Genomic DNA, 24,971 nt, shown 5'->3' on the forward strand with positions numbered 1-24,971 from the left:
ACTCGAAGTCAGTAACGCGCCTCTGACACGGGCTCGGGGCGGAACTGGTACCCCGTCAGGTGGTCAGGGCTTGGCCGGGTGGGCGTGTCGGTCGGGGGCGGTGCCGGGTCGGAGGTGCTCGGGGGGTGGGGTGGTGCCGGCCTGGCTCCAGCCGCCGTCGGCGTAGAGGACGTGACCGGTGACGTAGCGGGCGGCGTCGGAGGCGAGGAAGAGCAGGGGGCCGAGGACGTCGTCGGGGTCGGCGGCGCGGCCGAGCGGGACCATGCGGCCCCAGGTCGTCGCGTAGTCCGGGTCGTCCCGCAGGGTGCGCTCAACGACGGTGGGCCCGGGGGCGACGGCGTTGACCCGGACGCCGTGCGGGGCGAATTCCACAGCAAGTTGGCGGGTGAGCGCGTTTACGGCAGCCTTGCTGGTGCCGTAGGCGGCGAGTTGAGGGATGGCGAGGGCGGCGATGTTGCTGGAGATATTGACAATGCTACCGCGCTGGTGGTCCTTCATCCGCCGGTAGGCCTCGATGCAACTGAAGAAGGTTGCACGTACGTTGACGCCGAAGACGGAGTCCCACTCGGCGGTGCCGACGGCGAGCACGTCCGGGGTCCAGCCGGTGAAGCCGGCGTTGTTGACGACCAGGTCGAGCGGCCCGTCGAGTTCATCGACGACGGCGTAGACGGCCTGCAGGCCGGATTCCTCGCGCAGGTCCGCATGGACGAGCCGACAGTCGTCGCCGATCTTCTGCTGGAGGCTCGCGGCCTTTGCGGGTGCTTCGAACCAGTGACCGACGACCTGCCACCCGGCGGCTGCGACGCCGAGGGCGACCGTGCGGCCGATTCCCGTGTTCGCCCCGGTGACCAGGGCGACCTTCCGACCTTGTCCTGGAATGGTCAAATCTCCGCCTCCTTCTGCCGCGATCTTCCTGTCAGGGTTCACTTTGGTGAAGTTGTCCGGGATGCAGCACCGAGGGTATCGCCAGCCGTGCGGCAGGGGAGTTATCCTACGGCGCGCAGTGCGTGTTTGAGTCTTTCCAGGGGGTGGCATGGAAATTCTTCTGCAGGTTCTGATCGGATCTGTTCCTGCCGTGATTGGGTTTCTTACGGCGAGATTTATGCCCCGTGCGCAGCTGCTGCTGCGCTATGGCTTCCTGCGGAGGCTGCTCGCGCCGTACAACCGGGTCCAGATCGTCACCTCCAGCGTGGAAGTGGCCGAGTTCAGCTTCGTCGGCGACGGTCAGCAGCACACCCACGCCAACCCAAAGAATGTCCTGTTCCTGCCATTGGCCGAGGGGCGGGCCATCGGACAACTGATCGATCTGCTCCGGAAGGTGAACCACAAGGCGGTCATCGAACTGGTGGCCCCGGGGTCTCAGGACCCCCGGGTGCCGACGTTCTCGATCGGCGGGCCGAGTGTCAATCCGTATTCCGCCGGTGTGATCGGTGCGGGATTCCCGGAATTCGGCATCGAGTACCCGGAGGCCAGGCGGGCCCGCTGGGCCGGTATGACCTTCGAGACGAGGCTCTCCCCGGCCGGTGAGCTGATCCAGGACCACGGCTTTCTCTTTGTCACTAAGACTTCACAGCAGGCACCCTGCTTCGTACTCTGCGGAATTCTCGCATTCGGTACGGCGATGGCCGTCGACGCCCTGAGCGAGGCCAGGCCGAAATCACATCTGGCCGGTCTGATCAGATCCGGAGACAAGGGGTTCGTGGCGGTGGAGGGGAGAGTGACCGGGCTCGACATGAGGGACGTCAGGGTCGAGGTCTGCCGTAATCTGTCCACTTCCTGAAGCGGCGATGCACGGCTGGGTCCGGTCATCGGGCCCAGATCGCCAAGGAGCACGGGTTCCCGGGGCCGATGTGGGGCGGCCGGACGTCCCGGAAGCCCTGGGCGCGGATCGCGGCGACGAGGTCCGGGCCGTGCTCCCGGCGCCAGCCGTCCTGCCAGAGGTGCAGCTCGATGGCCACCGCCCTCACCTGTGACGGGAGTTGGCGAAGATCGGGGAGCAGCTCGTACTCGCCTCCCTCGATGTCGATCTTCAGCAGGGTCGGTCGGTACTCATCGAGGACCTCAGCGAGTGGGACGGCCGGCACGACCATGCACCGGCGGCGCGGGTGGGCGACGAGTGAATGCAGGCCGTGGTTGCGCCCGTTGTGCGTCCACAGCCGTCGCGGTCCGGCGGTGGCGGCGATCGCCTCGGGGCGCAGGACAGCGCGGTCTCCGAACCGGCCGGTGTTGAGAAGGAGCAGCCGGTGGTTCTGCGCCTCGGGTTCGAAGGCGATCACGCGGGAGATCCCGGCGGTCAGGAAGCGGTGGGTGACGGTGCCGATGTTGGCGCCCACATCGAGGAGGACGTCGGACGGCCGGGGGGCCATCGCCAGGTACTGTCTGCTCTCCACCCAGATGCGCTGGTCGTAGCTCCGGGGCCGCATATGGAGTCCGTCGGAGTTGACAACGGGCGAGGTGCGGTCGCTGGCGGATTCCGTTGTCATGGATTCGGTCGAGTCCCTCTGCGGTCGCGGTCGTATCCCTGCGCGGGGGAGTATGCCACCGCTCTGACTCCCCTGCCAGAGTGCCTAGTTGGTGCAGCGGCTGCCCGGAGGGCCATTCAGAGCATGCCGTTCGGGTTTGCGGAGCGTTCCGGGGCGGGCTGGATGGCGTCCCAACGTTCGACGATCTTTCCGTCTTCGAGCCTGAAGATGTCGAGGATGGCTGAGCCAGGCTGCCCGGGCACGCGGACGCCGCGCACATGGGCAATGAGTGGGGCTAGGTACATGTCAAGCGCAGTCTCGCCAATCTCGCCGTCATGGCCCTCGACCGACTCGAAGCCGTAGTACGCAATCGGCTTAAACGCCTGCAGTGCCGGCCGGCCCGACACCCTCGACACCCCAATGTCACCCTGACTAACCGAAGTCAGTAACGACTGAGCCGCTGAGCCGCAGGAACTACGCTGTCTTGTCCTGGGCTGACTCTCGGTGCCAGTGGAGTTCCGTCACCGCCTCCGAGGCCTCCCGGCGGACCTCGGAGTGGGGGTGGTGGAGGAACCGCTCGACCATCGGCAGCGCTGCCCGGTCGTGAGTGCAGCCGAGGGCGGCCAGGACGTAGGCGAGGAGCAAGGGTTCGAAGTCGTCTGCCCCGGCTGCGAGCGACTCCACCACTCGGTAGGGAAGTTCGTAGTGCGTAGAGGCCGTGCAGACTGCGTGCAGCGCGGACTCCCGCACTTCGTAGCTCTCGCCGGAGAGCGCGACGGTGGCGAGACGCTCGACGGCCCGCTCGACGTCGTTCTGCGCCAGACGGCCTGTCTCCAGGACATCGCTGATGACGTCGATGCAGAGGTCCCGGCGGCCCGCATCGGAGCTGTTCAGCTCCTCCCAGGCCGATTCGATCAATGCAGTCAGGCCCTGATTTCCATCCACGGCCAGAGCATAGGAGACGGTCGCTGCCCGGTCTCAGGGAAATAAGGAGAGGTGAGGATGTTGCCTGGGCTTGTGTTCCCTTCAACGCCGGCCGACCGGCCCTGCGACTGCTCTTCGCCTTCGAGCTTGGGTTGTGGGCCCAACGGCCGGGCTTGACAGTGTTTCGTCTGGCACGGGTTCTCAGGACGGGCCAGCGGTTCGGTTTCTTGATCGCGCGTGGGCAGTCCCGGCGGCACCGGGCGGGAAGCAAGCGGCTGCGTGCTTCCCGCCCGGCCTCCGTAAAAGAGCGGGCGAGCTTGGTAGTGGTCACACCGAGCTGAGACGGGATGCTGCGGCGGATGATGCGGACGCACTTCAGGTAGGAGAAGCGGTCAGCGTCCACGGCCGGGCGGGCGAGGGCGGCTGTGTGGGCGAACTGACGGATGGCGTGGTGGACGGCGAGGTAGGCCCACAGTTCCTGGCGTTCGCCCTCCGGTGTCCGCGACCGGATCGGGCCGCCTGGCCCATGGTGGTTCTTGATCTCGTCGAAGGCGAGCTCGATCTCCCAGCGTTCCCGGTAGAGCGCGACGAGCTCGGCGGCCGGGTACTGCTCGGGGTCCGGCAGTGTCGTGCCCAGGTAGGCGACCTTGTCGCCCTTGGTGAAGGTGATGACCCGGTAGATCACGTGACGGGGCAGCATCCGGCCTTCCCTCGCGGCTCGGAGCCGGACGTCCCTTCCTGGTCGCGCCATCGACAGGTACGAACCGTCCGGAAGTTCTTCCTGGACGGTGCCGAGATGGTTGGACTGAAGTCTGACCAGCAGATCCGCGCCCGCCGTGGTGAAGACGTGAGCGAACTCGACCGACCAGAAGCCGCGGTCGGCGATCACCAGGTCGCCGGGGCCGGTGGAGCCGGCCAGAGGGTAGGCGGGACTGCGTTCGCCGTCGCGGTAGCCGCCGAGGCGGGCATCAAGGACTCCGTGCGTTCCGATCTCGGCGAGGACCACCGCCCTGACCTGGGGGAATCCGAAGGGGACGCCCCCGGTGGTGGAGGGGCCGTCGAAGGTGTCGCCGTTGCTCGTCGAATCAGGGAGATCGAACTGGGTGCCGTCCAGGGCGAGGAGCCACAGACCTCGCCACCATGGGCCGGGCGTGTCCCTGGTGGCGAGCGGACCGGCCACCTGGCGGAACACGGTCTCCAGCACGTCCTCGCCAAGGCGGGCGCGGGCCCGGCACAACGACGACCGGTTCACCCGCGCGAGAGCCCGGCTGCCCGGGATTCCGCTGGTCAGCACCCGCAGCACCTCGTCGTACGACTCCCTGGCGAACAGGCACAGGGCCAGGACGAAGTACACGACCAGCCGCGCCGGAAGGAGGCGGCGCCGCCGCTCGGCACGGTCGTGCTTGGCTATCGCCGCATCCACCAGCTCGGCGGTGAACACCTTCGTCAGAATCCCGATCCGCACCCGCTGGCCCGCACCACACCCCGTCACACGCGGGGAAACGATCCCCGCAACTGAAAGGCAACTGCATTGGGCTGCCTCGGCCCCCGGCCGCCGCGGGCCCCGACGGGCACCGCGCGGAACTCGTCGGGTTACGGAACCGTCAGCGCACTTCGGCGGGGGTGGGGGCGTCCGCCGTGAGGGCGGCCGGTTCACCGAGGCGGGCGGCGGCCGTACGCCAGGCGGCGGTGACGGCCGCGCGGGTCTGCGCCGTACCCCGGGCGGGGTTCCCGTCCGGTACGAACGGTGCCCCGATGTGGACGTGCAGCCGGGGGCGCCGCAGCGGGGCGGTGGCGAGGCCCGCGAGTTGCCGGGCCGGGGATCCCGAGGTGATACGGCGGGCGCCCGCCTGGCCGACGGGGACGACGGCGGCCCCGGTCAGCGCGGCGAGCCGGGCGGGGCCGGTGCGGAAGGCGCCCGGCGGCTCCTCCCCGGCACCGGGGCGGGCCGCGATACCGCCCTCGGGGTAGACGAGGACCAGTCGGCCGCGCTCCAGTGCGGCGGCCGCTTCGTCGAGCGCCAGGGCGGCACGGCGGTCGTGCCGGTGGACGCGGATATGTCCCCCGCGGGCGAGGAGGTTGCCCAGGACGGGTATCCGCCACAGTCCGGCGGCGGCCATCACCACGGGCTGCGCGCCGTGGCGGCGCAGTGCGGCGAGCACCACGGCGGGGTCGGCGAGGGAGGTGTGGTTGGCGACGACGATGCTGCCGGGGGCCAGGACGGCGGCCGGGTCGGCGGTGACCGAGAGCCGGCCCACGGCGGGCAGCAGAGCACCTGACAGCGGACTGAGCATGGCGGGGGCCTCCGGCCTCGGTGGAGCGGTGTGTCCCCCGATCATGCGCGGTGTGCCGGGGCCGCGGCCTGAGTGCGGATACTCAGGGCGGCGGGTGGTCCGTACCCGTATCCGCTCCGTATGTCCGTCTCCCCGTACCGGCAGTCCCGCTGCCGCGGTGGCGCGGTGTCCGGTACGGGCGATCCGTCAGGACGCTGCGATCTCGGCGCGCCTGCGGTACAGCCAGAGTCCGGTGCCGAGGGCGACGGCCGTCGCGCAGACCGCGAAGATCAGGCCCGCGTCCCGTACCCCGAGGGCGACCGCCAGCGCCCCGACTCCGATGACGGGCAGCGAGATGCCCGTGTAGGCGACGACGAAGAAGGAGGAGACGGTCGCCGCGCGATGGGCGGCGGGGGCCGCGGCGCTGACGGCCGCGAGGCCCGCGCGGAATGCGAGACCCTGCCCGAACCCTCCGCACAGCCCTCCGGCGACGAGCAGGGCGAGGGAGCGCACCGCCAGCGAGGCGCCCACCAGCAGGAGTCCGGCCACCAGCACGGCGCAGCCCAGCGGCAGTGCGGTGCTCGCCGGGAACCGGCCGGTGACCGACTGCCCGGCGGTGGACGCCAGGAACACGCCGAACACGACGGTTCCGATGACGGCGAGGTTGCGCTCCCCCAGGGTTTCGGTGAGGAAGCTGGGCGCTACGGCGGTGAACAGCCCGAGGAGGGAGAAGCCCGCGAAGGCGGCGACCGCTGCGGGGACGAACACGGCCCGCACTTCCGCGGGGACGTACAGCCCCTGCGGTCGGAGCCGGGACCACGGCCGCGGATCCGCCACGGTCTCGGGCAGGGCGAGGACGACCGCGCCCGCGAGCGCCAGCAGGACGAGATGGACGACGAACGGCAGGGTCAGCGGCGCGGGCGCGTACTCGGCGAGGAGACCGGCGATCAGGGGACCGCAGCCGAGACCGCCCATATTGGCCGCGGTCGCCGCGAATCCGGCCCGGGAGCGGTCCTCGGGGGCGGCCAGTTCCATGACGGTGACGGTGGCAGCGCCGCTCAGCAGTCCGGCCGAGAGCCCGGAGAGCACCCGGCCCGTGTAGAGCAGCGGCAGCCCGCTCTCCAGGAGGAAGCAGACCGCGCTGGCGGCACCGCACAGCAGGGCGATAAGCAGGACCGGCCGCCGGCCCGCCCGGTCGGAGTGGTTGCCCGCCAGGAGGAGGGTGAGGATCACACCGGCCGCGTAGGTGGCGAAGACGAGTGTGACCGTCAGTTCGGAGAAGCCGATCTCCTCTCGGTACAGGCCGTAGAGCGGGGTGGGCAGCGTTGTCCCGGCCATGCCCACGGCGAAGACCGCGGCTGCGGCGAGATAGCCGGGGCGGTGCCGCGGAGCGGGCCGGTGGCCGGGGGCACGAGGGCTCATCTGACCACCTTATGATGATTTGTTCGGATTTTCCGGGCTGGGCGGAGATCCGTCCGGGGGCGTCGGCCGGATCTCCCCGGCGGGGAGCCGGGAAGGCTCCCGGGCGGCTCGGATCCAGCCGTACAGATCGTCCGTGACGAAGTCGCCGCGCTCCCCGATGTCGTTCGCGGCGTCGTCGGCCGGGAGCCGGTAGACCGATGTGCGGTCCCGGCCGTGCCGGCGCATGAACAGCCCCGTACCGCGGCCGTCGTCACCGACGAGGACCCAGTGCGGCGCCCGGCGCCGTGTCTCGTAAGCCTCGTTCCGGTCCTTCAGGAGACCGGGCCCGTAGACGACGGTTCCGTCGGGCAGGACGGCGCCGGGGGTCGTCCGCCAGAGCCGGGCGACCGAGGGGTTCGGCCCGTCCTTCAGACCGAGGGCGAGCGCCGTCCACACCGTCAGGAACCCGGCGAAGGAGTCGGCGTACCGTTCCTCCTCACCGGTGAAGTGGTCGCGCCGGACGACCGGCAGCTCCGGGCCGTCGCCGGAGCCCAGCGCGAAGCCGTAGGTGTCGCCGCCGTCGCCCGCCCGATGGAACCAGAGCCGGTCCCCGCCGTCCCAGCCGTCGACGACGTCGATCGCCCCGATGCCGTGGAGCGGCGCCACGGTCCCGACCCCGGCCCGGTGGAGACTGCCCTCGCCGTACTCGGCGAGCCACCAGCGGTAGGCGGGGCAGAGCGGTCCGACGACGGACTCGGCGGCACGGATCGCGTCCGCCGTCTTGCCCCTGCCCGCTTCGACCGCGATGCCGGGGACCGTGGCGACCAGCTCCCGGAGGAGCGCGAAATCCGGCTGCATGGGCGGGAGTCTGCCATACGGGTGATCCCGCCGGGCCCGGGTGCGGTACGGGCCGCGGGCGGGGCGGGTGGGTGCCCGCCGGGACCGGACGGCGCAGCGTGTTAGCGTGGCGGCGCTTCCGCCCGCGACGGCCCGGTCCGCCCCGAATCCACCCGGTTCTTCCAATGCCTGCCGACTGGTCGCCGCCCGTCCGCCCGTCCGCTCCGAGAACGGAACCCCTACATGACCGCATGGACCACCCGCCCGGAGACCGCCGACGATATCGCGGCCGTCCGTGAGATCAACCTCGCCGCGTTCCCGACCGCTTTGGAGGCCGATCTCGTCGAGGCCCTGCGGGCCGATCCGGAGGCGTGGATCGACGGTCTCTCCCTGCTGTCCGTGACGGAGGACGGCCGGGCCGCCGGGCATGCCCTGCTCACCCGCTGCCGGATCGGGACGGAACCCGCTCTCGCCCTCGCGCCCTGCGCGGTCAGCCCCGCGTACCAGCGGCAGGGCGCGGGGGCGGCCGCCGTCCGGGCCGCGCTGGACGCCGCCCGGGACCTCGGCGAGAACACCGTCGTGGTCCTCGGACACCCCTCGTACTATCCGCGGTTCGGTTTCGTCCCGGCCTCCACGCTCGGCATCCGTGCCCCGTTCGAGGTGCCGGACGAGGCGATGATGGCCCTGACCCTCGACCCGGACCGCCCCGCTCCGGCCGGAACCGTCCACTACCCGCCGGCCTTCGGGATCGACGGTTAGGTCCGGTCCGGGCGATCTTCGAGGATCCGTACCTGTCGTCGTGGGCCCGACAAGATCGCCCGGACAGGGCCCGGCCGGCGGGCCTTCGACGGGCAGCGCACGGTCCGATGCCGGGCCGGTCAGCCGGGGGCAGCGGCCGGTACGGGGGCGGTGAGGCGTCCCGTACGGTGCAGGGTGTGCAGGGCCAGGGCACAGAGCAGGCCGAGCGCGGTCAGCACCGTCCACGGCAGGGCCGGGAGCCCCGCTTCGCGCGCCGTGTCCAGGGCGGCACCGGTCAGCAGGTTCCCGAGGGTGATCCCGATTCCGCAGACGGTGTTGTAGAGCCCGTAGTGGGTGGCGACGCGCCGCTCCCCGCCGAGCCGGACGACGGTGTCCATTTCGAAGGGGTACGCGATCATCGTGCCCAGGGCCAGCAGCAGTGCGGCCAGCGCGGGCGGGACGACGGCGAGCGCGGTCCGCCCCGGGCCGCCGTCGGGCAGGGGCAGTGCGGTGGCCGCCGCCAGGGGGACGAAGGCCGCGCCCATGACGAGCAGCCCCAGGACGAGCGCCCGGCCCGGCTCCGTACGCGCCCGGCACCAGTCGGTGACCCGGCGCTGGAACAGGATCGTCGAGAGCCCGGAGACGGCGAAGAGGAGTGCCACCGACACCGTTCCGGAGGTGCCGTCGCCGCCGAGGCGCCGTACCTCCAGCGGTAGCGCCAGATAGACCTGGAAGGTCAGGACGTAGGAGCCGGTCATGGCGGCCGAGAAGAGCAGGAAGGGCCGGTTGGTGAGCATCGCGCGCCATCCGCCGCCCGCATCCTCCTGGCCGGCGGGCTCGGCCGCGGCCCCCCGCCGGGCGGGCAGCGACCGGATCTGTACCGCGCTCAGCACGGCGAACACCCCTGCCGCCACCAGACAGGTCAGCTGGAAGTCGACACCCGTCAGAACCATCCCTACCAAGGGCCCGAGCAGAATGCCCGCCTGGTAGAAGACGTTGAAGAGGGCGAAGGCCTCCACCCTGCGCTCGCCCGCGTCCGCCGCGACATAGGCCCGTACGGCAGGGTTGAACAGGGCGCCGGCGAGTCCGGTCGCGGCGGAGGCCGCGAGCAGCGCGGGCAGCGAGTCGACGACCCCGAGGGCGGCGAAGCCCACGGTCCGCAGCAGACAGCCGGCGACGATCAGCGGTTTGCAGCCGTAGCGGTCGGCGAGGGCGCCGCCGACGAGGAACATGCCCTGCTGGCTGAAGTTGCGGACGCCGAGGACCAGTCCGACGACCCAGCCCGCGAGCCCGAGGGAGCCGGAGAGGTGGACGGCCAGATAGGGCATCAGCATGTAGAAGCCGAGGTTGATGGTGAACTGGTTGACCATCAGCAGCCGGACGCCGCGTTCGTGGCTCCGGAAGGCGGCGAGGGTGCCCGTCACCGGTCCGCGCTCCCGCCGCCGAGGGTGAGCGGGTCGACGACCGTGCCGCAGCGGGTCCAGCGGGTGACCGGTTCGTCGGGCCGTGCCACGACGTCGGGTTCGGCGGCGGGCGGACCGCCGAGCAGCCCGTTCGCGGCGCAGTAGTCGTCGTCGTAGACGGTGCCCAGATAGCGCTGGGGCCCGTCGGGGAAGACGGCGGCGATCCGGGTGTGGGGCGACAGGGTGCGGGCCAGCCATCCGGCGACCAGGGCGACCGCGCCGACGCTCCAGCCGCCGGTGGCGTAGTGGGAGGCGGCCAGGGTGCGGCAGGCCCATACCGCCTCGGCGGGATTCACCCAGTGGACCTCGGAGAAGCTCTCGTAGGCGACGTTGCGGGGGTAGATGCTGGAGCCCAGTCCGCGCATCAGCCGGGGTCCGGCCTGCTGTCCGAAGATGGTGGAGCCGACGGTGTCCACACCGACCAGCCGCAGCCCCGGGTAGAGCTGGCGCAGCACCCGGGAGATCCCGGCCGAGTGACCGCCGGTGCCGACGCTGCAGACCAGCACGTCGACCTGGCCGAGTTCGGCGGCGATCTCCAGGGCGAGGGGGGTGTAGGCGGTGGTGTTGTCGGGGTTGTTGTACTGGTCCGGGCACCAGGAGCCGGGCTGCTTCCCGGTCAGCTCCGCGACGCGGTCGCGGCGGGCCTGCTGCCAGCCGCCGGTCGGGTGCGGCTCGCGAACCGTGTCGACCTCGGCTCCGTAGGCGGTCAGCAGCCGGGTCATGGACGGTTCCAGACCGGGGTCGGTCACCAGGGTGACCGGATGGCCGTGGACCAGACCGGCGAGGGCGAGTCCGAGGCCGAGGGTGCCGCTGGTGGACTCGATGATCCGGCCGCCGGGGCGCAGCTCGCCCCGGGCATGTGCGCGTTCGACCATGTAGAGCCCCGGCCGGTCCTTGATGCCGCCGGGGTTGAAGCCCTCCAGCTTGGCCCAGAAGCCGCGGTCGCCGGTGGTGAAGGGTTCGGTGACGCGCAGGAGGGGGGTGTTGCCGACCAGTCCGGAGAGTGCGGTACGGGAGGCGGGGCCGGAGGGTGCAGCGGCACCGGCGGGGTGGATGGTGCCGAAGGGCGGGGAGGTGGTCATCGTTGTGTGCTCTCGTTCGTCGTACCACGGGGGTTACGGGCGCTGCGGGCACCCCGGCGGGCCGGCGGCCGCGGATACGTGCTCACCGGTGTTGCGGAAACCGGTGAGGGGCATACGGGAGCGGCAGGCGGAGACGGGCCGGGGGCGCGCGAAACGGACGGGCTGCGCGGCGGCCGCCATGGGCAGCGCTTTCCGGCAGAGGGAACTGTCAGGGGGAACCGAAAGAGGGAACCACGGAGGAAAAGGGAGAAGCCTTTTCCACTGACAGTCGGGGTTTATCGGCAGTCGGCCGCTCGATACTGCGGCAGCGCAATTTCCGCCGTTCGCCGGTGATTCCGGGCAGGGCCGGACCATCACGGTCGAAAGGGAAAGGAGGCGGGTGGCGCAAGGCCGCCGGCTGCGCGATGAGAAGGAGGAAAGGGGGTGGGCCGGGGCAGCGGTGGCCCGGGGCGGCCTCTAAATCCTCAGGATGCCCGTCACGGGAGGGCAGCGGGGCGCGGCGGCGCGGGCGTCGATGGTGTCGCCTGCGACGGCTCGCATGGTCCGGTCGGCTGCGGCGCCGGGCGGCAGCTGGCTCGAACCGGGCCCGGCCGTACCGCTGTTGAGCTGCGGCTGGCCGGGCATGCACTGCTCGGCGGGGTGCGCCGAGCCGTCGGAGTGCGCGGAGAGCCCCGCGTGTGTGCCGAAGAAGGCCGCGGCCGCCCGGGGGGCCGGGGGCACCGCGGCGGCGCGTTCCGCTGTAGCCGCGGATGGGAAGTGGCCGGGGCTTTCCGCCGTGGCGGCCGCACCGGCGATATGCGCGAAGGGGCTTTCCTGGTTCACCCCATGGGCGAACACCAGCCCGAGGACAAGCAGAGCGAGCCACACCAGATGCCACGGTCCCCGTAATTCCGAGGACCGCGGCATATCCGCGGCGGGCCGCTCCGTAATCATGCCGTGATCATAACCGCTTCCCCGTCGACCAGCGCAACTCTTACTTCCCGATCCGGCCGCGCATGGCCGTAATCATTCCTTGTGCGGGGGCGCGGCTTCACCGACGGCAGGATCCGGTGCGCCGGATTCTGCGGGGGCCGGGTCCGGTCACGCCGAATCCGGTGACATCGGGTCCGGTGTGACATCGGGTCGGGTGACATCGGGTCCGGCGGCATCGGGTCGGGTGACGTCAGGTCCGGTCGCGTCGAATCCGGTGGGGCGCGGGCGTCCGGCTCTCCCCGGACCGGCGGCCCAACGGCCGGCAGTCGACGGCGGGCGGGGCGGGCGACCGGACGCAACGTCGTCGCAACCTCCCGGTGGGTTCACTGGCCGCTCGTCCGGCAGTCGGTCCTGTCGGGGAGGGAACACGGCCCCGGCGGGCGCAGTTCCGCTCCGGGCGGACAGCGCCAGGGGATGGTGCGAGTCGGCGGCCGCCCACCACCTCCGGGCGGCCGCCGTCACCGGGCCGGAGTCCCGGAGCGGAGTCGGCGCCGCTCCGGGACCCGGTCCGGGCCCTGCCGGCCGGCTTACGGCTGAAGACCGCTCACGACCTCCGCGGTAGCGGCGACACCCTCGTGGATCGTGGGCGCCATGCTGGTGCCCGCGAGGAAGAAGCCGAGCAGGGCGCAGACGATGGCGTGGGAGAACTTCAACCCGCCGTTGCGCAGGAAGACCACTGCCAGGATCACCAGAAGCAGCAGCACCGACATCGAGACGACCATCACCAACCTCCTCCGCCGCGCCCAATTTGCGGCTTTCGTCGGCCAGTCTGGCGTAGTGGAGGGGCCGTACAGCCTTCCGGCGTGTCCGCCGGACGGGTGGTTGGGCGGCCGGAGACGGGCTACCGCCGGAGAACGCCGGCTGCCCGGGTCCGCGGTCGGCGCTCGGGCACCGGCGGACGGCCTGTGGTGAAACCCTGCCGCTCCCCGGCCCGGAGCGCCGGCCCGAACGGCCACGGACGGCCGGCCGCGGGCGGGTTCAGGCGCCGGGCGCACGCTCTGCACCGCGAGCGGCACCGGTCGGAGCCACCTCGTCCCAGTGCACGGTCCGGTCGCACCAGCGATCCAGCAGCACCTTGTCGTGCCCGACGGCCAGCAACCCGGCGCCGGTCGTACGGCGGTACGACTCGACCACCGCCACCAGCGCGGCGGTGGTCGACGCGTCGAGCATCGCGGTCATCTCGTCGCAGACCAGCCACCGGGGGCGGAGCACCAGCGCACGGGCCAGACAAGCCCGCTGCAACTGTCCGTCGCTCACCTCGTGCGGACGGCGGCGCAGCAGATCGTCCGTCAGCCCCACCGCGGCGGCCAGTTCCCCGGTGCGGTCCGCCGCCTCGGCCCGGCGGCCGGTCGCCCGCAGCGGCTCCGCGATCAGGTCCCGGAGGGTCAGCCGGGGATCGGCGGAGAGCCGGGGCTGCTGGAACACGACACCGATCGCGGTGCGCAGTTCGCGCGGAGCGCCGTAGCGCCAGCCCCGGACGGGCACACCGTCGACGGAGACCCCGCCGGACCAGGGCCGGTGCAGCAGCGCGGCGACCCGCGCGAGGGTGGACTTCCCGCAGCCGCTCGGGCCCAGCAGCCCGACCGCCTCGCCGGACGCGAGGTTGAGCGACGCGTCACGGACGACCGGGGCGCCCCGCTCGTACCCCGCGGTGACCGAGGCCAGTTCAAGCACGGTGTACGTCCTTCGTCGAGGCGGCCCCGGCGGCCTCCGGCGTCACCGGGTGGTGGCAGGCGAGACCGTCCGTGAACACGGGCCGGACGGTGCAGCGTTCACCGGCCCGGCCGCAGCGGGCGGCGAAGGCGCAGCCGTCGGGCAGGTCCCCCAGTTCGGGCGGCAGCCCCGGGACCGCGGTGAAATCGCGCTCGGGCAGGGCGTTCAGCAGTCCGCGGGCGTACGGATGGCGGGGCCCGGACCCGCCGAAGAAACCACGGGCACCGGTCAGTTCGACGATGCGGCCCGCGTACATCACGGCGACCCGGTCGGCGATCCGCTCGGCGGCCGCCAGATCGTGGGTGATCATCAGCAGGGCCCGGCCGTCGTCGGTGTGGCGGCGCAGTTCGTCCGCGGTCCGGTTCACCAGATCACGGTCGAGACCGGTGGTCGGCTCGTCCGCGAGCAGCAGAGGGGCGTCACCGATCAGGGCGAGCGCGGTGGCGGCGCGCTGCGCGAGGCCACCGGACAGTTCATGGGGATAGCGGTCCAGATGGTCCGCGGGGAACGCGGCGCGTTCGGCCGCCGCGACGGCGGCCGAACGGGCCGCCTTGCGGGAGAGACCGGTCAGCTCCCGCAGGGTCTCTTCGATCTGGGATCCCACGGTCCGGACGGGGGTGAGGTGCGCGGCCGGCGACTGCGGTACGAGACCGACCAGGCGCCCCCGTACGGTACGCGCCAGGGTCTGCTCGTCGGCGCCGAGCAGCTCGGTCCCGGCGACGGTCGCCGTACCGGCGGTCTGCGCATTGCCCGGCAGCAGCCCCAGCAGCGCCGACGCCAGCACGGACTTGCCGCAGCCGCTCTCGCCCACCAGGGCCAGGCACTCCCCCGCCGCCAGGTCGAAGCTCGCACCGCTGACGGCGGCGATATGACGGCCGCCGCGCATCCGGAACCGCACGGAGAGATCGCGTACGGACAGCACCGGGGCCGCCGTGCTCTCACCGCCGGTACGGGCGGCGGCCACGGATACCCGGGCGGCCGCGCGTGCGTCGCTCACAGCATCAACTCCGATCGGCGGCGCGGGTTGATCCGTTCCCGCCAGGCTCCGGCGAGGCCGGCGATGGCCAGCGTCGGGATGATCAGGAACAGGCCGGGGAAGAGCGTCGGCCACCAGTCGCCCGCCAGCAGCGAACCCCGCGCGGTCTGGATCAGATTGCCGAGGCTGGCCTGGTGGCTCGGCAGACCGAGGCCCAGGAAGGAGAGCGCGGACTCGTGCCACATCGCGTGCGGCACCATCAGCACCGCCGCCAGACCCGCCTGCGGGAGCACCGCGGGCACCAGATGGCGGCCGGTGACCCGCCACCGGGAGGCTCCGCCGGAGATCGCCGCGTCGATGTACGGGCGCGAGCGCAGCGACAGCACCTCCGAGCGGACGATACGCGCCGTCGACAACCAGTGCGTGACGGCCACCGAGGCGATGACCGGCCAGACCCCGGGCCGGAACATGGCGACGACGAAGATACCGAGCAGCAGATGCGGTACGGCCGAGAAGGTGTCGACCAGACGCATCACGACCCGGTCCACCCAGCCGCCGAAGGTGGCCGCCGCGGCGCCCACCAGGGTGCCGACGACCGTGGCCACCAGCGCGGCGACGAGCCCGACGAGCAGGGAGATCCTCAGGCCGTACACCGAGCGCAGCAGCAGGTCCCGGCCGACGTCGTCGGTGCCGAAGGGATGCGCGAGGGACGGCGGCTGGAGCTTCTGCGAGAGGTCGACCGCCTGTTCGTCGAGCTGGACGACCGGCGGCACGATCAGGACCGCCAGGACGACGGCCGCGACGATCACCGCCGATACGGTGACCCGGACGGTACGGGTGGAGCGGCGGGTGCGTCCACGGGAACGCCAGACGACGTCAGCCATCGAAGCCCACTCTCGGGTCGGCCAGTCCGTACAGCAGATCGGAGAGGAGATTGCCGATCAGCACCGCCGCCGTCGCCAGCACGGTGAGCGCGGCCAGCAGCGGGAAGTCGACGGAGGTGGCCGCCTCGACGGTGGCGGCGGCGATCCCGGGCCAGCTGAAGACGGTCTCCACCAGCAGCGCCCCGGTGATCAGTTCGGGCACCCGGGAGCCGATCAGGGTCAGCATGGGCAGCATTCCGGAGCGCAGGGCGTGATGCAGCAGTACGGTCCGTTCACCGATGCCCCGGGCGCGGGCGCCGCGGACCGGGTCCTCGTCGAGGGCGTCGCCGACCCCCTGGCGTACGTAGAGGAAGAACCACGGCATCTGGGTGGTACCGAGAACCGTGGCAGGCAGCACGAGATGCGTGGCGACCTGGCCGAAGGTGACGGTGTCGCTTCCGGTGTCGGTGAGCCCGCCCGCGGGCAGGACGCCGAGCCGGAGGGCGAAGACCCAGATGACGAGGAGGCCCAGCCAGAACGCGGGCGCGGCTTCCAGGGTGTAGGCGGCTGAGCTGACCGTGCGGTCGAGCAGGCCGCCACGGCTGCGGGCCGCGAGCACGCCGAGCACCGTACCGAGGACGACGGCGAGGGCGAAGGCGGTCACGGCGAGGAGGACGGACCAGCCGACGCGTTCACCGATGGCGTCGGCGACCGGCTGGCGCAGCACGCTGGATTCCCCGAGATCGCCCTGGAGCGCCGCGGTCAGCCAGTTCCACCAGCGGCTGACGAGTGGTTCGTCGACGCCGAGATTGGCGCGGATGCGGTCGAGGTCCTCCTGGGCCGCGGTCATTCCCGCGGTGCCGGTGTACGCCTTGACCGGGTCGAAGGGCGATGCCGCGGCGACGGCGAACACGCCGAAGGTGACGATCAGGAGGACCGGGAACGCGAAAAGGGCCCGGCGGCCCGCCATACGGGCCATCGGGCCCCAGGGCAGGCGGCGCCCGGTGCGGGGCGCCGCCTTCTCCCCGGTCCCCTCGGTGAGGGCGCCGGTCACTTCTTCGGCGTCCAGTCCTCGACGTTCCACCAGGGGCCGGAGGCCAGACCGTGCTCGTGCGCCTCGACCTGGGTGCTCAGCCCGTCCCACTTGTCATTGACGACGTACAGATGGTCGATATGGGTGAGGAAGGTGTAGCCGGGGTTCTTCACCAGCTCGCGCTGGACGGTTTCGTACGCGGCCTTGCGGACGGCCTTGTCGCCGCTCTGCCGCCCCTTGACCAGGGCCTGGTCCACCGCCGGGTTGTCGTACCAGGCCATGTTGTTGAAGCCGTCGCCCGCGAGGGAGGAGGTGAGCAGCAGATACTGGTCGAAGTCGGGGTCCCCGGGCGCGCCGCCGCCGGCCAGGACCGCGTCCTGCTTCATCCGCGGTTCGATGACCTCCCAGGTGCCGGCCTGGGTCTTGACGGAGATACCGGCCTTCTTCGCGTCGGAGGCGTAGGCGAGGGCGTGGTCCTGGCGGAGCTTGTCGCCCGAGGGGTACCAGAGCGGGAACTCGGCGCGGACGCCGTCCTTCACCCGGATCCCGTCGCCGCCCGGCTTCCAGCCCGCCGCGTCGAGAATCTGCTTCGCCCGGTCCAGGTCCTGGGTGCGTTCGGTGCCCTTGGCGAACCATTCGCTGTCGGTGGGGACGGGGCCGTAGGCGGGTTTCCCGGCCCCTTCGAGGATCTTGTCGACCATGGCCTTGCGGTCGACGGCGACATCGAGCGCCCGGCGGACGGCGAGGTCGCCGGTGACCTTGTTGCCGGTGGGCAGGGTCACGGTGCGGTAGTCGTACGTGGTCGCCGCGTGCGTCTTCCGGGACTTGTCGCCCTTGAAGCCCTCGGCCAGGTTGGGCGGGAGGATGGCGCCGTCGAGGTCGCCGGCGCGCAGCCGGGTCGCCCGGACGTCGTCGTCCTTGATGACCGCCATGGTGAACTTCTTCACCGCGGGCGCGCCGCCCCAGTAGGAGGGGTTCGCCTTGAAGGTGAGCTTCTCGCCCTTGGACCAGGAGCTGAGGAGGTACGGGCCGGTGCCCACGGGCCTGGTGGTGAAGGGGCCGGTGTTCACGTCCTGTCCGGCGAGTGCGTGCCGGGGCACGATCGGGTGGACGGTGCGCTGGGCGAAGGGCGCGTAGGGGTACTTGAGGGTGAAGACGACCGTGTCGCCGCCGGGGGCCGTGACGTCCTTGACGGCGTCCAGCTCGGACCGGGAGGCGTTGTTGGTCTTCGGGTCGAGGACGGTCTTGTAGGTGAAGACGACGTCCTCGGCGGTGAACGGCTTGCCGTCGCTGAAGGTGACGCCCTTGCGGAGGGTGTAGGTGTACGTCAGCCCGTCGGGGCTGACCTTCGGGAGGGCGGCGGCGAGTGCGGGCTTCAGCTGCATGTCGGGGCCCATGGCGAGCAGCCCGTCGAAGATCTTGGAGTTGCCGTCCTTGCCGAAGCCGAGGAGGGGGCTGAGGCTCTCGGGCTCGGTCGCGATGCCGACGACGGCCGAGTCCTTGGCGCCGCCCGCGGAGCTGCTGCCCGGATTCGAGCAGGCGGTGGCTCCCGCGGTGAGCGCAGCAGCCAGGGCGACGGCCGCCGCCCGGTGTATCCGGCGGCCGGGACGGGCCACGCGGGCCGATGGAGCGGACACGGTACCCACACCCCTAATGAAGATCAACCGTTATTGCGAATTCCTCGCAATTAAACAGCATGTACAGGCCACGAGGCACCGGGGCCTCCTGAACCCGGGCACCCCTCCGGCAGAGTTGTGACGGAGGCCACACCCATGGTTCGCGGGCCCGGCGTGCGCCGCCTCGGACCCGGTACGGGTGGCCCGTACCCGGTCCCGGTCCCGGGCGGGGGCCCTGCTCCGGGACGGGCACGGGCGGAGGGTCCGGCCGGGTACGACAGGGGGTGGACAGGTGACAAGGGCGAAACTGGTGCCACGGGTGGTCTGGGGCAAGGTGGTTCCGTGGACCGTGGCGGTGCTGGTGCCGGTGCTCGTGGCGGGCTGGATCTGGTGGCGGGAGAGCGATACCGGCGCCCGCTGGCGGTTCGAGGACGCGATGGACTCGTTCTGCGGTGGACTGCTTGCCCACCGGGAGGGCCCACTGTTCGAGGGACTGCCGGTGGGCACCATGCTGGAGAACGAGCGTCGGCTGCGTCAGGACGCCTGGGCCTGCGGACTGCAGTCCCCGAGTCTGCAGGTGGTCGTGGCACGACTGCGCGAAGGCGAGAAGGAGCGTGTCGCGCGAGTCGTTCCGGAGTTCCGCGGCGAGCGGTCACCGGCTCCGGTCGGCGGCGGCCGGCAGGGGTCGTCGGACGGTCATCTCACGGTGATCGTGGTCGGCTGCCGGAACAGCGCGGACCGGATCGCGGTCTCCGTGAACTCCTACCGGTCCCGAGAGGAGAAGGACGAGCACCGGGTCGGCGGCTGGGTGGATTCCGATCTGTTCCGGGCCCGGTTCGCGACCGCGACAGCCGTCGAGGCCGCCGGGCGGTGGAACTGCGAACCACGCGCGGGTGAGGCGCTCACCGCACTTCCCCCCGTACTCGCCGCGGAACCGGTCGGGCAGGCGAACGGAGCGTGCGCCGGGCTGCCGTTCGCCCGCGACCGACGGCTGGACACCGTCCACGAGACCCCACCGGGCAGGGGCGGCCTGGTGGAGAAGTGCACGGTCGAATCAGCGGACTTCGACGGCGCCTATGTCTTCCGGGCCCGCTTCGGTCTCGCCGCGGCGCAGCGGAGCGGCGGGGAATCCACCGGCCACTCCGGGGATGCCGGGGCGGACGGTTCATGGCTGTGGGGCAGCGCCCGGTGTCCCGGGGACGCGGCGCGGAGCCCGTTCACCGGATACCTGCCGCCGGAGGCACGGACGGCGCCGGACGGCCGGGCGACCGGCGATCGTTTCGGGCTGCCCGCTTTCCGGGCGTTCGCGGAGCGCGCGGCCGCACGGCACGGCTGCACCGATCTGAAGCTGCCCCCGGCCGTGCGCTGACCGGCCCGGCGGGGGCGCGGTCAGTCCCCCCGGCGGGGCCGGGCGCGGACGTGCATGCGTTCGCCCTGGGGGCCGAAGAGGCTCAGGAACTCCACCGGCTTGTCGCCCGCCGTGCCGAACCAGTGGGGGACGCGGGTGTCGAACTCCGCCGCCTCCCCCGGGCCCAGTTCGATGTCGTGGTCGCCGAGGACGAGCCGGAGCCGGCCGGAGAGGACGTACAGCCACTCGTAGCCCTCATGGGTCCGGGGATCCGGTTCGCCGGGGCCCGGCTGCTGGATCAGTTTGTACGCCTGGAGGCCGCCGGGCCTGCGGGTCAGGGGCAGCATGGTCCGGCCGTCGCGGACGATCGGCTGCGTACGCACCCGGGGGTCGCCGACGGGCGGCGCCCCGACCAGTTCGTCCAGCGGCAGCTTATGGGCCCGGGCGAGCGGCAGCAGAAGCTCCAGGCTCGGCCGGCGCTGCCCGGACTCCAGCCGCGAGAGGGTGGAGACGGAGATCCCGGTGGCCTCGGAGAGCGCTTCGAGGGTGGCGCCGCGCTCCCGCCGGATCCGCCGCAGCCGCGGGCCCACCTCGTCGAGTACGGCACCGATCCCGTCCGTCCCGCCACCGCCGTCCGCCGCCGGGTGCCGGTCCTCGTGTCGCTGTCCACCTGCCATGAGTCCATTGCAGAAGCAGCAAGGCCGTTTGTCAATCCGGCAGACCGGTCCGGGGGGGCGGGGGTCCCGATGGGGGACCGTACGGCGCCGGACGCGCTCCGCTGAACGCCGAAAGGGGTACACCGCGGCGAGAACGTGCGGGTCGGCCGAGTGATCCTTTCACCCTCCCTGGTTCGACCAGAACAGGAAGTCCGCCCAGAAGGCTGCTGTGGCGTCGACGACCGGCCGCTCCCCGGTTCCCTCCCGCGGGCCGCCGAACTCCTCCTGCACGTAATCGATGAGGTCGTATCCGTAGGGGATGATGTCGGCGCCGCGGATCGACAGCACCGGGTGCGCATATGATTCCCGGCCGGCCGGCAGGTAGCGATGGGAGTAGACCGGAACGAGCTGCGGCACTGACGCCAAGTGCGCCCTCGCGCCGGCCATGGCGTCCGTCCGCCGGGCAGGGCGAGCGCCCCAACCCGGATGCCAGAAATCCGCCTCCGCCACCGCGAACAGTACGTCCTCGACCGGCCTGCCGAGCCAGGAACGGAGCAAGGCGGCATCGCCGTGGCGCCAGTCGGGCCACCCCCCTCCGGTGGGCAACCCGACCGAGAGGAACGCGCGGTGATCGTCGGCGAACGCAAACCCGAAACGCGCTTCGACACGGGCCAACTCCTGCTCCGTCAGCCCCGGACGGATCTCGGCGCGCCCCAGCCGGGCCAGCAGGCGTGCGGCCTTGGAACCGAGTCGCACCCCCGACTTGTCGACCATTCATGCAGGCTGCAACCCCATGACGGGCAACCAAGCGCCAAGGGCTCAGTGTGCCGTCCTCCGCAGAACGACGACCACCGGACCGGCCCCGGGGCCGGTGGGCTCGCTTTCGGCGTGCAGTTCGCGGTGAGTGGCGCCACGCTTGCAGCTCCACCACCGGAGGATGGCTGCAACCCGCCGTTGCCGACCCCGGTACGCCGCTAGGATCCGGGCATGGTCATCGCGCCGGAGCCCCCCAGAGCCCAGGACACCACCCTGTGCCGCTCGCGGCTCTGTTGTCGCCGCTGACGAGAGCCGGCTCCGCCGCTTCCCGCGCACCCGCCCCGTTTCCGTGGTGTCCTTCGTGCGCTCTTCGCCGTCCCCTGCCGTCCAACGCCGTCCGGAGGCCTCCGTGTCCCCTGCTCTCCACCGCCGTGATCTCCTCAGGCTGCTCGCCGCCGCACCGCTCTCCGGGCCGCTGGCCCTGGGATCCGCCGGTGCGGCGGCCGCCGCGCCGGGGATCGTCAAACCTTTGCCTCCCGAAGTGTTCACGCTTCGGGGAACGAACGCCGAAACCCGTCAGGAGGCCTTACGCGGCACCGGGACGCTCACCCCCGCCGACCGCTTCTTCGTCCGCAACCATACCTCCACGCCCCTCATCGACGAACGGGACTGGAAGCTGACGGTCTGGGGCAGTGGGCTGCGCGGCGGGCGGCCGGTGGACTTCGACTACGGGCGGCTGCGTTCCCTGCCCTCCGTGACCAGGACCGCCGTGGTGGAGTGCGCGGGCAACGGCCGCAGCTTCTTCGCCACCCAGCAGGGCGAGCAGGTGAGCGGTACGCCGTGGACGCTCGGCGCGGTGGGAGCGGCGCGCTGGCGCGGGGCACGGCTGCGGGACGTGCTGGAACTGGCCGGGGTCTCGCCTTCGGCGGTATCGGTGATGCCGCGCGGACTCGACGATCCGTTCGCCGTCGACGGGGTGGATCTGGGCCGGGTGCGGCGCCCGCTGCCGATCGCGAAGGCCGTCGACGACGTGATCCTCGCATACGAGATGAACGGGGAGCCGCTCCCCCGGGACCACGGGTTCCCGGTGCGGCTGATCGTGCCGTCGTGGATCGGGATCGCCTCGGTGAAATGGGTCGGTGACATCGAGGTCGCCGAGGTGCCGCAGTCCTCCCCGTGGGACACCCGCTTCTACCGTCTGTTCGGGGCGGCCCATCCGGTGGAGGGGTCGCCGCCGTTGTCCCGGCAGACCGTGAAGAGCATGGTGGAACTGGAGTCCGGGGCGGTTCTGGAGGCGGGGCGGCGGCACCGGATCACCGGGCGGGCCTGGTCGGCCCATGCCCCGGTGCACCGGGTGGAGGTGAGCACCGACTCCGGAGCCAGCTGGGCGGTGGCGCGGCTCTGCGATCCACCCGCCCGGGGCGGTCTGACGCGCTGGACGTTTCCCTGGCGGCCGGAGCGAACGGGCCCGGGAGCGGTGCTGGCGCGGACCACCGACCGGGCCGGGAACACCCAGCCCGGCCGGACGGTCCACAACACCCAGGGATATCTCTTCGACGCCGTGGTCCGGCATCCGGTGACCGTCGCCTGACCGGTGCCGGCTCCCGGCCGCCGCCCGGGTCAGCGGGGGAAGAGTTCGAAGGCGACGGCCGGACGGCCGCCGAAGCGGGCGGCCGTGGTCTCGGCGATCCCGGTGAGGAAACCGCGGCAGTACTCCTCCGGGTTCCGGTCGGTGAGCCCCTCGATATAGGTGCGGTGCTCCAGCAGGGAGGCGACGGAGCGTTCGAGGCCGGGTCCCGCGTCCACCGCGTGCGTGGGACCGGTGGAGCCGGCGACGGCGACCCAGCGGACGCCGTCCCACGGTTCGAGGCCCTGCTCCTCGACGAGTTCGGGGAAGATCCACCGATTGCCCGCATCGGCCGCGGCGTCGAGGGTGGCCCGGCCGACCGCCCGGTGGTCGGGGGTGTTCCACACCGTGCCGCCCCAGGTGTCCCGGTGGTTGAGGGTGATGACCAGTTCGGGCCGGTGGCGGCGGATGGCGGCGGCGATATCGCGGCGCAGCGCGGTGCCGTACTCGATGACGCCGTCGCGGTGGCCGAGGAACTCGACGGCCGTCACCCCGACGACCGCGGCACTCGCCCGCTGCTCGCGTTCGCGCAGCGGGGCGGCTTCCGCGGGAGGCAGGGTGTCGATGCCGGCCTCCCCGCGGGTGGCGAGGAGGTAGGCGATCTCCTTGCCGCCGTCGGTCCATCCGGCGATCGCGGCGGCGCATCCGTATTCGAGGTCGTCGGGGTGGGCGACGACCGCCAGGGCCCGCTGCCAGTCGTCGGGCATCGGCGCGAGCTGTGGGGGGTGGTCCGTGGCGTCGGTCATGATCGCAGGATACGTCGCGGGTCCCGGCACTCCGGCGGAATGCCGGGCTCCGGCGGAGCCGTCCCGACCGGGCCCGGACAGGGCTCAGATCTCGCCGCGGGCCAGGCCGATCAGCCGGTCGAGTACGGCCGGTCCGGTCCGCAGGCCGTCGTGCTCGTACTCGTCGGTCACCCAGGTGCGCAGCCCGCGGACGGCACGCGCGGTCTCCAGGGAGTGGGCGGTGTCGACGTACATGTCGTCGTGGTAGACGACGGCCGCGACGGGGACCTCGTTGGCGGCGAGGCGGGCGGGGTCGAAGAGCGCGGGCCAGTCGGTGCGGTGGGCGAGCAGTTCGGCGGCCTCGCGCAGGGGGCTCAGGGCGGGGTCGGTCTCGAAGTGCCAGGGGTGGATGGTCTCGCCGGTGAAGAGCAGGGGCGTATCGCCTTCGAGGGCCGCCCGGGCGTCGAACTGCGGGAACTCGGCCCGGACCCGTTCGGCGCCCCAGGCGGTGGGACGGCCGCCGTGGCCCCCGTAGCAGGCCTCGTGGAGCAGTGCGTAGAGGGGGTGGCCGGCGAAGGAGAGGGCGGCGAGCACCGACTCCTGGAAGGCGTCGGAGAGTTCGAGCCGGTCACCGGCCCGGATGAAGGCGTCCTCCAGCAGATAGTGCAGGCGGTGGCTGCCGTCGGACGTGCCGAGCATCAGCCCGAGGGACTGGAAGGCCTCCGGGGTCAGGACGTAGCCGCCGGGCAGTACGGTGCGGTGCTCGGCCAGATGGGCGGCGATCCGGCGGACCCGGTCCACATCCATCGGGTAGCGGTCGTAGTGGGCTTCCGCCTTGCGCTGAACGCGCGGATAGGCGGCCCGGTAGACCTCGTCCACATGGTGGTGGAGGGAGGGCAGTCCGCCGGTGATGAACACCTCCCGGAGGCCTTCCGGGGCGGTGCCGAGGTAGGTGGTGGCGCAGAAGCCGCCGAAGCTCTGGCCGAGGACGCTCCAGGGGGCGCCGCCGGTGAGCCGGCGGCGTACCGTCTCGCAGTCGCGGACGATGCTGTCGGCGCGGAAGAGGGCGAGGCGGTCGGCCTGGGCCGAAGCCGAGCCGACAGCGGCGAGCGACTGGCGGTTCTGCGGGGTGGAGGCGCCGGTACCGCGCTGGTCGAGAAGGAGGACGCGGTACTCCTCCAGAGCCCGGCCCAGCCAGGCCTGGCGGCCCCAGAGGCGGCGGGCGCCGAAACCGGGCCCGCCTTCGAGATAGACCAGCCAGGGCAGTTCGTCACCGGCGCGTCCGGGGGCGACGATCTCCCGGCCGAACAGCTCCAGTTGCGTCCCGTCCGGGTCCGTGTGGTCCAGGGGGACGAGGAACCGGTGGTCGGTGAGGACGGCGCCGGGCTGGTGGTAGCGGGTCACTGGGGCTCCTGCCGTGTGTTCTTCCGGGGTCACGCCCGCCCATGGGATCACACGGGTCTCCCCTGGGCGGGCACGGGTCACCCGCGGCGGAGCACCGGCGGC

At 72.0% G+C, this 24,971-nt stretch carries 24 protein-coding genes and 1 pseudogene; 4 read left to right on the forward strand and 21 right to left on the reverse strand.

Annotation, left to right across the window (positions count from 1 at the left end):
- Positions 1 to 63 precede the first annotated feature (63 nt).
- Positions 64 to 885 (reverse strand): SDR family NAD(P)-dependent oxidoreductase, encoded by an 822-nt coding sequence (locus tag ACIQ9E_RS23645; RefSeq protein ID WP_403710048.1) that lies wholly within the window; start codon positions 883 to 885, stop codon positions 64 to 66.
- Between the two features lie 148 nt (positions 886 to 1,033).
- Here ACIQ9E_RS23645 and ACIQ9E_RS23650 point away from each other — a divergent pair, with 148 nt between their 5' ends.
- Entirely contained in the window at positions 1,034 to 1,780 is a 747-nt protein-coding gene (locus tag ACIQ9E_RS23650; protein WP_403710050.1) for a hypothetical protein, read from the forward strand.
- Between the two features lie 25 nt (positions 1,781 to 1,805).
- On the opposite strand, the gene ACIQ9E_RS23655 is transcribed toward ACIQ9E_RS23650, so the two are convergent.
- The 7 genes and pseudogenes from ACIQ9E_RS23655 to ACIQ9E_RS23685 form a co-directional block, all read right to left on the reverse strand.
- Positions 1,806 to 2,483: an FkbM family methyltransferase gene (locus ACIQ9E_RS23655; RefSeq protein ID WP_403710052.1), complete on the reverse strand. Its 678-nt coding sequence runs from the start codon at positions 2,481 to 2,483 to the stop codon at positions 1,806 to 1,808.
- A gap of 116 nt (positions 2,484 to 2,599) precedes the next feature.
- Complete coding sequence (locus tag ACIQ9E_RS23660) at positions 2,600 to 2,878, reverse strand: hypothetical protein (protein ID WP_403710054.1); 279 nt, start codon at positions 2,876 to 2,878, stop codon at positions 2,600 to 2,602.
- A 58-nt stretch (positions 2,879 to 2,936) separates the two neighbouring features.
- Positions 2,937 to 3,407, reverse strand: a complete 471-nt coding sequence (locus ACIQ9E_RS23665) for a hypothetical protein (RefSeq protein ID WP_403710056.1) — start codon at positions 3,405 to 3,407, stop codon at positions 2,937 to 2,939.
- Positions 3,408 to 3,882: 475 nt separating this feature from the next.
- Positions 3,883 to 5,043, reverse strand: a pseudogene (locus ACIQ9E_RS23670) (IS4 family transposase); the annotation flags it as partial.
- A complete protein-coding gene (locus ACIQ9E_RS23675; protein WP_403710058.1) occupies positions 4,991 to 5,680 on the reverse strand; it encodes a lysophospholipid acyltransferase family protein in 690 nt (229 codons plus the stop codon). The pseudogene ACIQ9E_RS23670 and the gene ACIQ9E_RS23675, both read right to left, overlap by 53 nt.
- Before the next feature lie 186 nt (positions 5,681 to 5,866).
- On the reverse strand, positions 5,867 to 7,081 hold the full coding sequence (locus ACIQ9E_RS23680) for an MFS transporter (RefSeq protein ID WP_403710060.1): 1,215 nt from the start codon (positions 7,079 to 7,081) through the stop codon (positions 5,867 to 5,869).
- A gap of 9 nt (positions 7,082 to 7,090) precedes the next feature.
- Entirely contained in the window at positions 7,091 to 7,918 is an 828-nt protein-coding gene (locus tag ACIQ9E_RS23685; protein ID WP_403710062.1) for a hypothetical protein, read from the reverse strand.
- 222 nt (positions 7,919 to 8,140) lie between these two features.
- On the opposite strand from ACIQ9E_RS23685, the gene ACIQ9E_RS23690 reads away from it, so the two are divergent.
- Positions 8,141 to 8,656 (forward strand): GNAT family N-acetyltransferase, encoded by a 516-nt coding sequence (locus tag ACIQ9E_RS23690; protein WP_403710064.1) that lies wholly within the window; start codon positions 8,141 to 8,143, stop codon positions 8,654 to 8,656.
- Between the two features lie 119 nt (positions 8,657 to 8,775).
- Here ACIQ9E_RS23690 and ACIQ9E_RS23695 read toward each other — a convergent pair whose 3' ends face one another.
- From ACIQ9E_RS23695 to ACIQ9E_RS23735, 9 genes are all read right to left on the reverse strand, one after another.
- Complete coding sequence (locus ACIQ9E_RS23695; protein ID WP_403710248.1) at positions 8,776 to 10,005, reverse strand: MFS transporter; 1,230 nt, start codon at positions 10,003 to 10,005, stop codon at positions 8,776 to 8,778.
- Positions 10,006 to 10,055: 50 nt separating this feature from the next.
- Positions 10,056 to 11,180 carry a PLP-dependent cysteine synthase family protein gene (locus ACIQ9E_RS23700; RefSeq protein ID WP_403710066.1) on the reverse strand — a complete coding sequence of 375 codons (1,125 nt, stop codon included), beginning with the start codon at positions 11,178 to 11,180 and terminating at the stop codon, positions 10,056 to 10,058.
- Positions 11,181 to 11,636: 456 nt separating this feature from the next.
- On the reverse strand, positions 11,637 to 12,113 hold the full coding sequence (locus ACIQ9E_RS23705) for a hypothetical protein (protein WP_403710068.1): 477 nt from the start codon (positions 12,111 to 12,113) through the stop codon (positions 11,637 to 11,639).
- A 566-nt stretch (positions 12,114 to 12,679) separates the two neighbouring features.
- On the reverse strand, positions 12,680 to 12,874 hold the full coding sequence (locus ACIQ9E_RS23710; protein WP_006350979.1) for a hypothetical protein: 195 nt from the start codon (positions 12,872 to 12,874) through the stop codon (positions 12,680 to 12,682).
- Between the two features lie 256 nt (positions 12,875 to 13,130).
- A complete protein-coding gene (locus ACIQ9E_RS23715) occupies positions 13,131 to 13,826 on the reverse strand; it encodes an ABC transporter ATP-binding protein (protein ID WP_403710070.1) in 696 nt (231 codons plus the stop codon).
- The gene (locus ACIQ9E_RS23720) at positions 13,819 to 14,751 is read right to left on the reverse strand and encodes an ABC transporter ATP-binding protein (RefSeq protein WP_403710250.1); all 933 of its coding nucleotides are present in this window, start codon (positions 14,749 to 14,751) and stop codon (positions 13,819 to 13,821) included. The genes ACIQ9E_RS23715 and ACIQ9E_RS23720 overlap by 8 nt, the downstream gene beginning before the upstream one ends.
- A gap of 107 nt (positions 14,752 to 14,858) precedes the next feature.
- Positions 14,859 to 15,725, reverse strand: a complete 867-nt coding sequence (locus ACIQ9E_RS23725; RefSeq protein ID WP_403710072.1) for an ABC transporter permease — start codon at positions 15,723 to 15,725, stop codon at positions 14,859 to 14,861.
- Entirely contained in the window at positions 15,718 to 16,683 is a 966-nt protein-coding gene (locus ACIQ9E_RS23730; protein WP_403710252.1) for an ABC transporter permease, read from the reverse strand. The genes ACIQ9E_RS23725 and ACIQ9E_RS23730 overlap by 8 nt, the downstream gene beginning before the upstream one ends.
- Positions 16,684 to 16,754: 71 nt before the next feature.
- Positions 16,755 to 18,353: an ABC transporter substrate-binding protein gene (locus ACIQ9E_RS23735; protein WP_403710254.1), complete on the reverse strand. Its 1,599-nt coding sequence runs from the start codon at positions 18,351 to 18,353 to the stop codon at positions 16,755 to 16,757.
- Between the two features lie 292 nt (positions 18,354 to 18,645).
- On the opposite strand from ACIQ9E_RS23735, the gene ACIQ9E_RS23740 reads away from it, so the two are divergent.
- Positions 18,646 to 19,722, forward strand: coding sequence for a hypothetical protein (locus ACIQ9E_RS23740; RefSeq protein WP_403710075.1), 1,077 nt, complete (start codon positions 18,646 to 18,648; stop codon positions 19,720 to 19,722).
- Positions 19,723 to 19,742: 20 nt separating this feature from the next.
- On the opposite strand, the gene ACIQ9E_RS23745 is transcribed toward ACIQ9E_RS23740, so the two are convergent.
- Positions 19,743 to 20,378 carry a helix-turn-helix domain-containing protein gene (locus ACIQ9E_RS23745; protein WP_403710077.1) on the reverse strand — a complete coding sequence of 212 codons (636 nt, stop codon included), beginning with the start codon at positions 20,376 to 20,378 and terminating at the stop codon, positions 19,743 to 19,745.
- Between the two features lie 159 nt (positions 20,379 to 20,537).
- On the reverse strand, positions 20,538 to 21,131 hold the full coding sequence (locus tag ACIQ9E_RS23750; RefSeq protein WP_403710079.1) for a hypothetical protein: 594 nt from the start codon (positions 21,129 to 21,131) through the stop codon (positions 20,538 to 20,540).
- Positions 21,132 to 21,522: 391 nt separating this feature from the next.
- Between ACIQ9E_RS23750 and ACIQ9E_RS23755 the strand changes: the two genes are divergently transcribed.
- Positions 21,523 to 22,704, forward strand: coding sequence for a sulfite oxidase (locus tag ACIQ9E_RS23755; protein ID WP_403710081.1), 1,182 nt, complete (start codon positions 21,523 to 21,525; stop codon positions 22,702 to 22,704).
- Positions 22,705 to 22,733: 29 nt separating this feature from the next.
- Here ACIQ9E_RS23755 and ACIQ9E_RS23760 read toward each other — a convergent pair whose 3' ends face one another.
- Positions 22,734 to 23,486: a PIG-L deacetylase family protein gene (locus tag ACIQ9E_RS23760; RefSeq protein ID WP_403710083.1), complete on the reverse strand. Its 753-nt coding sequence runs from the start codon at positions 23,484 to 23,486 to the stop codon at positions 22,734 to 22,736.
- Between the two features lie 84 nt (positions 23,487 to 23,570).
- Entirely contained in the window at positions 23,571 to 24,869 is a 1,299-nt protein-coding gene (locus tag ACIQ9E_RS23765) for an alpha/beta fold hydrolase (protein WP_403710085.1), read from the reverse strand.
- Positions 24,870 to 24,971 lie beyond the last annotated feature (102 nt).

The sequence above is a fragment of the Streptomyces sp. NPDC094448 genome (assembly GCF_044763775.1).
Classification (GTDB): Bacteria; Actinomycetota; Actinomycetes; order Streptomycetales; family Streptomycetaceae; genus Streptomyces.

What these genes read in the sequence shown, in the direction of transcription:
- ACIQ9E_RS23650 (WP_403710050.1), top strand. Translation starts at nt 1,034, where the DNA reads ATGGAAATTCTTCTGCAGGTTCTGATCGGATCTGTTCCTGCCGTGATT.
- ACIQ9E_RS23655 (WP_403710052.1), bottom strand. Translation starts at nt 2,483, where the DNA reads ATGACAACGGAATCCGCCAGCGACCGCACCTCGCCCGTTGTCAACTCC.
- ACIQ9E_RS23675 (WP_403710058.1), bottom strand. Translation starts at nt 5,680, where the DNA reads ATGCTCAGTCCGCTGTCAGGTGCTCTGCTGCCCGCCGTGGGCCGGCTC.
- ACIQ9E_RS23680 (WP_403710060.1), bottom strand. Translation starts at nt 7,081, where the DNA reads ATGAGCCCTCGTGCCCCCGGCCACCGGCCCGCTCCGCGGCACCGCCCC.
- ACIQ9E_RS23685 (WP_403710062.1), bottom strand. Translation starts at nt 7,918, where the DNA reads ATGCAGCCGGATTTCGCGCTCCTCCGGGAGCTGGTCGCCACGGTCCCC.
- ACIQ9E_RS23690 (WP_403710064.1), top strand. Translation starts at nt 8,141, where the DNA reads ATGACCGCATGGACCACCCGCCCGGAGACCGCCGACGATATCGCGGCC.
- ACIQ9E_RS23695 (WP_403710248.1), bottom strand. Translation starts at nt 10,005, where the DNA reads ATGGTCAACCAGTTCACCATCAACCTCGGCTTCTACATGCTGATGCCC.
- ACIQ9E_RS23700 (WP_403710066.1), bottom strand. Translation starts at nt 11,180, where the DNA reads ATGACCACCTCCCCGCCCTTCGGCACCATCCACCCCGCCGGTGCCGCT.
- ACIQ9E_RS23705 (WP_403710068.1), bottom strand. Translation starts at nt 12,113, where the DNA reads ATGATTACGGAGCGGCCCGCCGCGGATATGCCGCGGTCCTCGGAATTA.
- ACIQ9E_RS23710 (WP_006350979.1), bottom strand. Translation starts at nt 12,874, where the DNA reads ATGGTCGTCTCGATGTCGGTGCTGCTGCTTCTGGTGATCCTGGCAGTG.
- ACIQ9E_RS23720 (WP_403710250.1), bottom strand. Translation starts at nt 14,751, where the DNA reads ATGCGCGGCGGCCGTCATATCGCCGCCGTCAGCGGTGCGAGCTTCGAC.
- ACIQ9E_RS23725 (WP_403710072.1), bottom strand. Translation starts at nt 15,725, where the DNA reads ATGGCTGACGTCGTCTGGCGTTCCCGTGGACGCACCCGCCGCTCCACC.
- ACIQ9E_RS23730 (WP_403710252.1), bottom strand. Translation starts at nt 16,683, where the DNA reads ATGGCCCGTATGGCGGGCCGCCGGGCCCTTTTCGCGTTCCCGGTCCTC.
- ACIQ9E_RS23745 (WP_403710077.1), bottom strand. Translation starts at nt 20,378, where the DNA reads ATGGCAGGTGGACAGCGACACGAGGACCGGCACCCGGCGGCGGACGGC.
- ACIQ9E_RS23750 (WP_403710079.1), bottom strand. Translation starts at nt 21,131, where the DNA reads ATGGTCGACAAGTCGGGGGTGCGACTCGGTTCCAAGGCCGCACGCCTG.
- ACIQ9E_RS23760 (WP_403710083.1), bottom strand. Translation starts at nt 23,486, where the DNA reads ATGACCGACGCCACGGACCACCCCCCACAGCTCGCGCCGATGCCCGAC.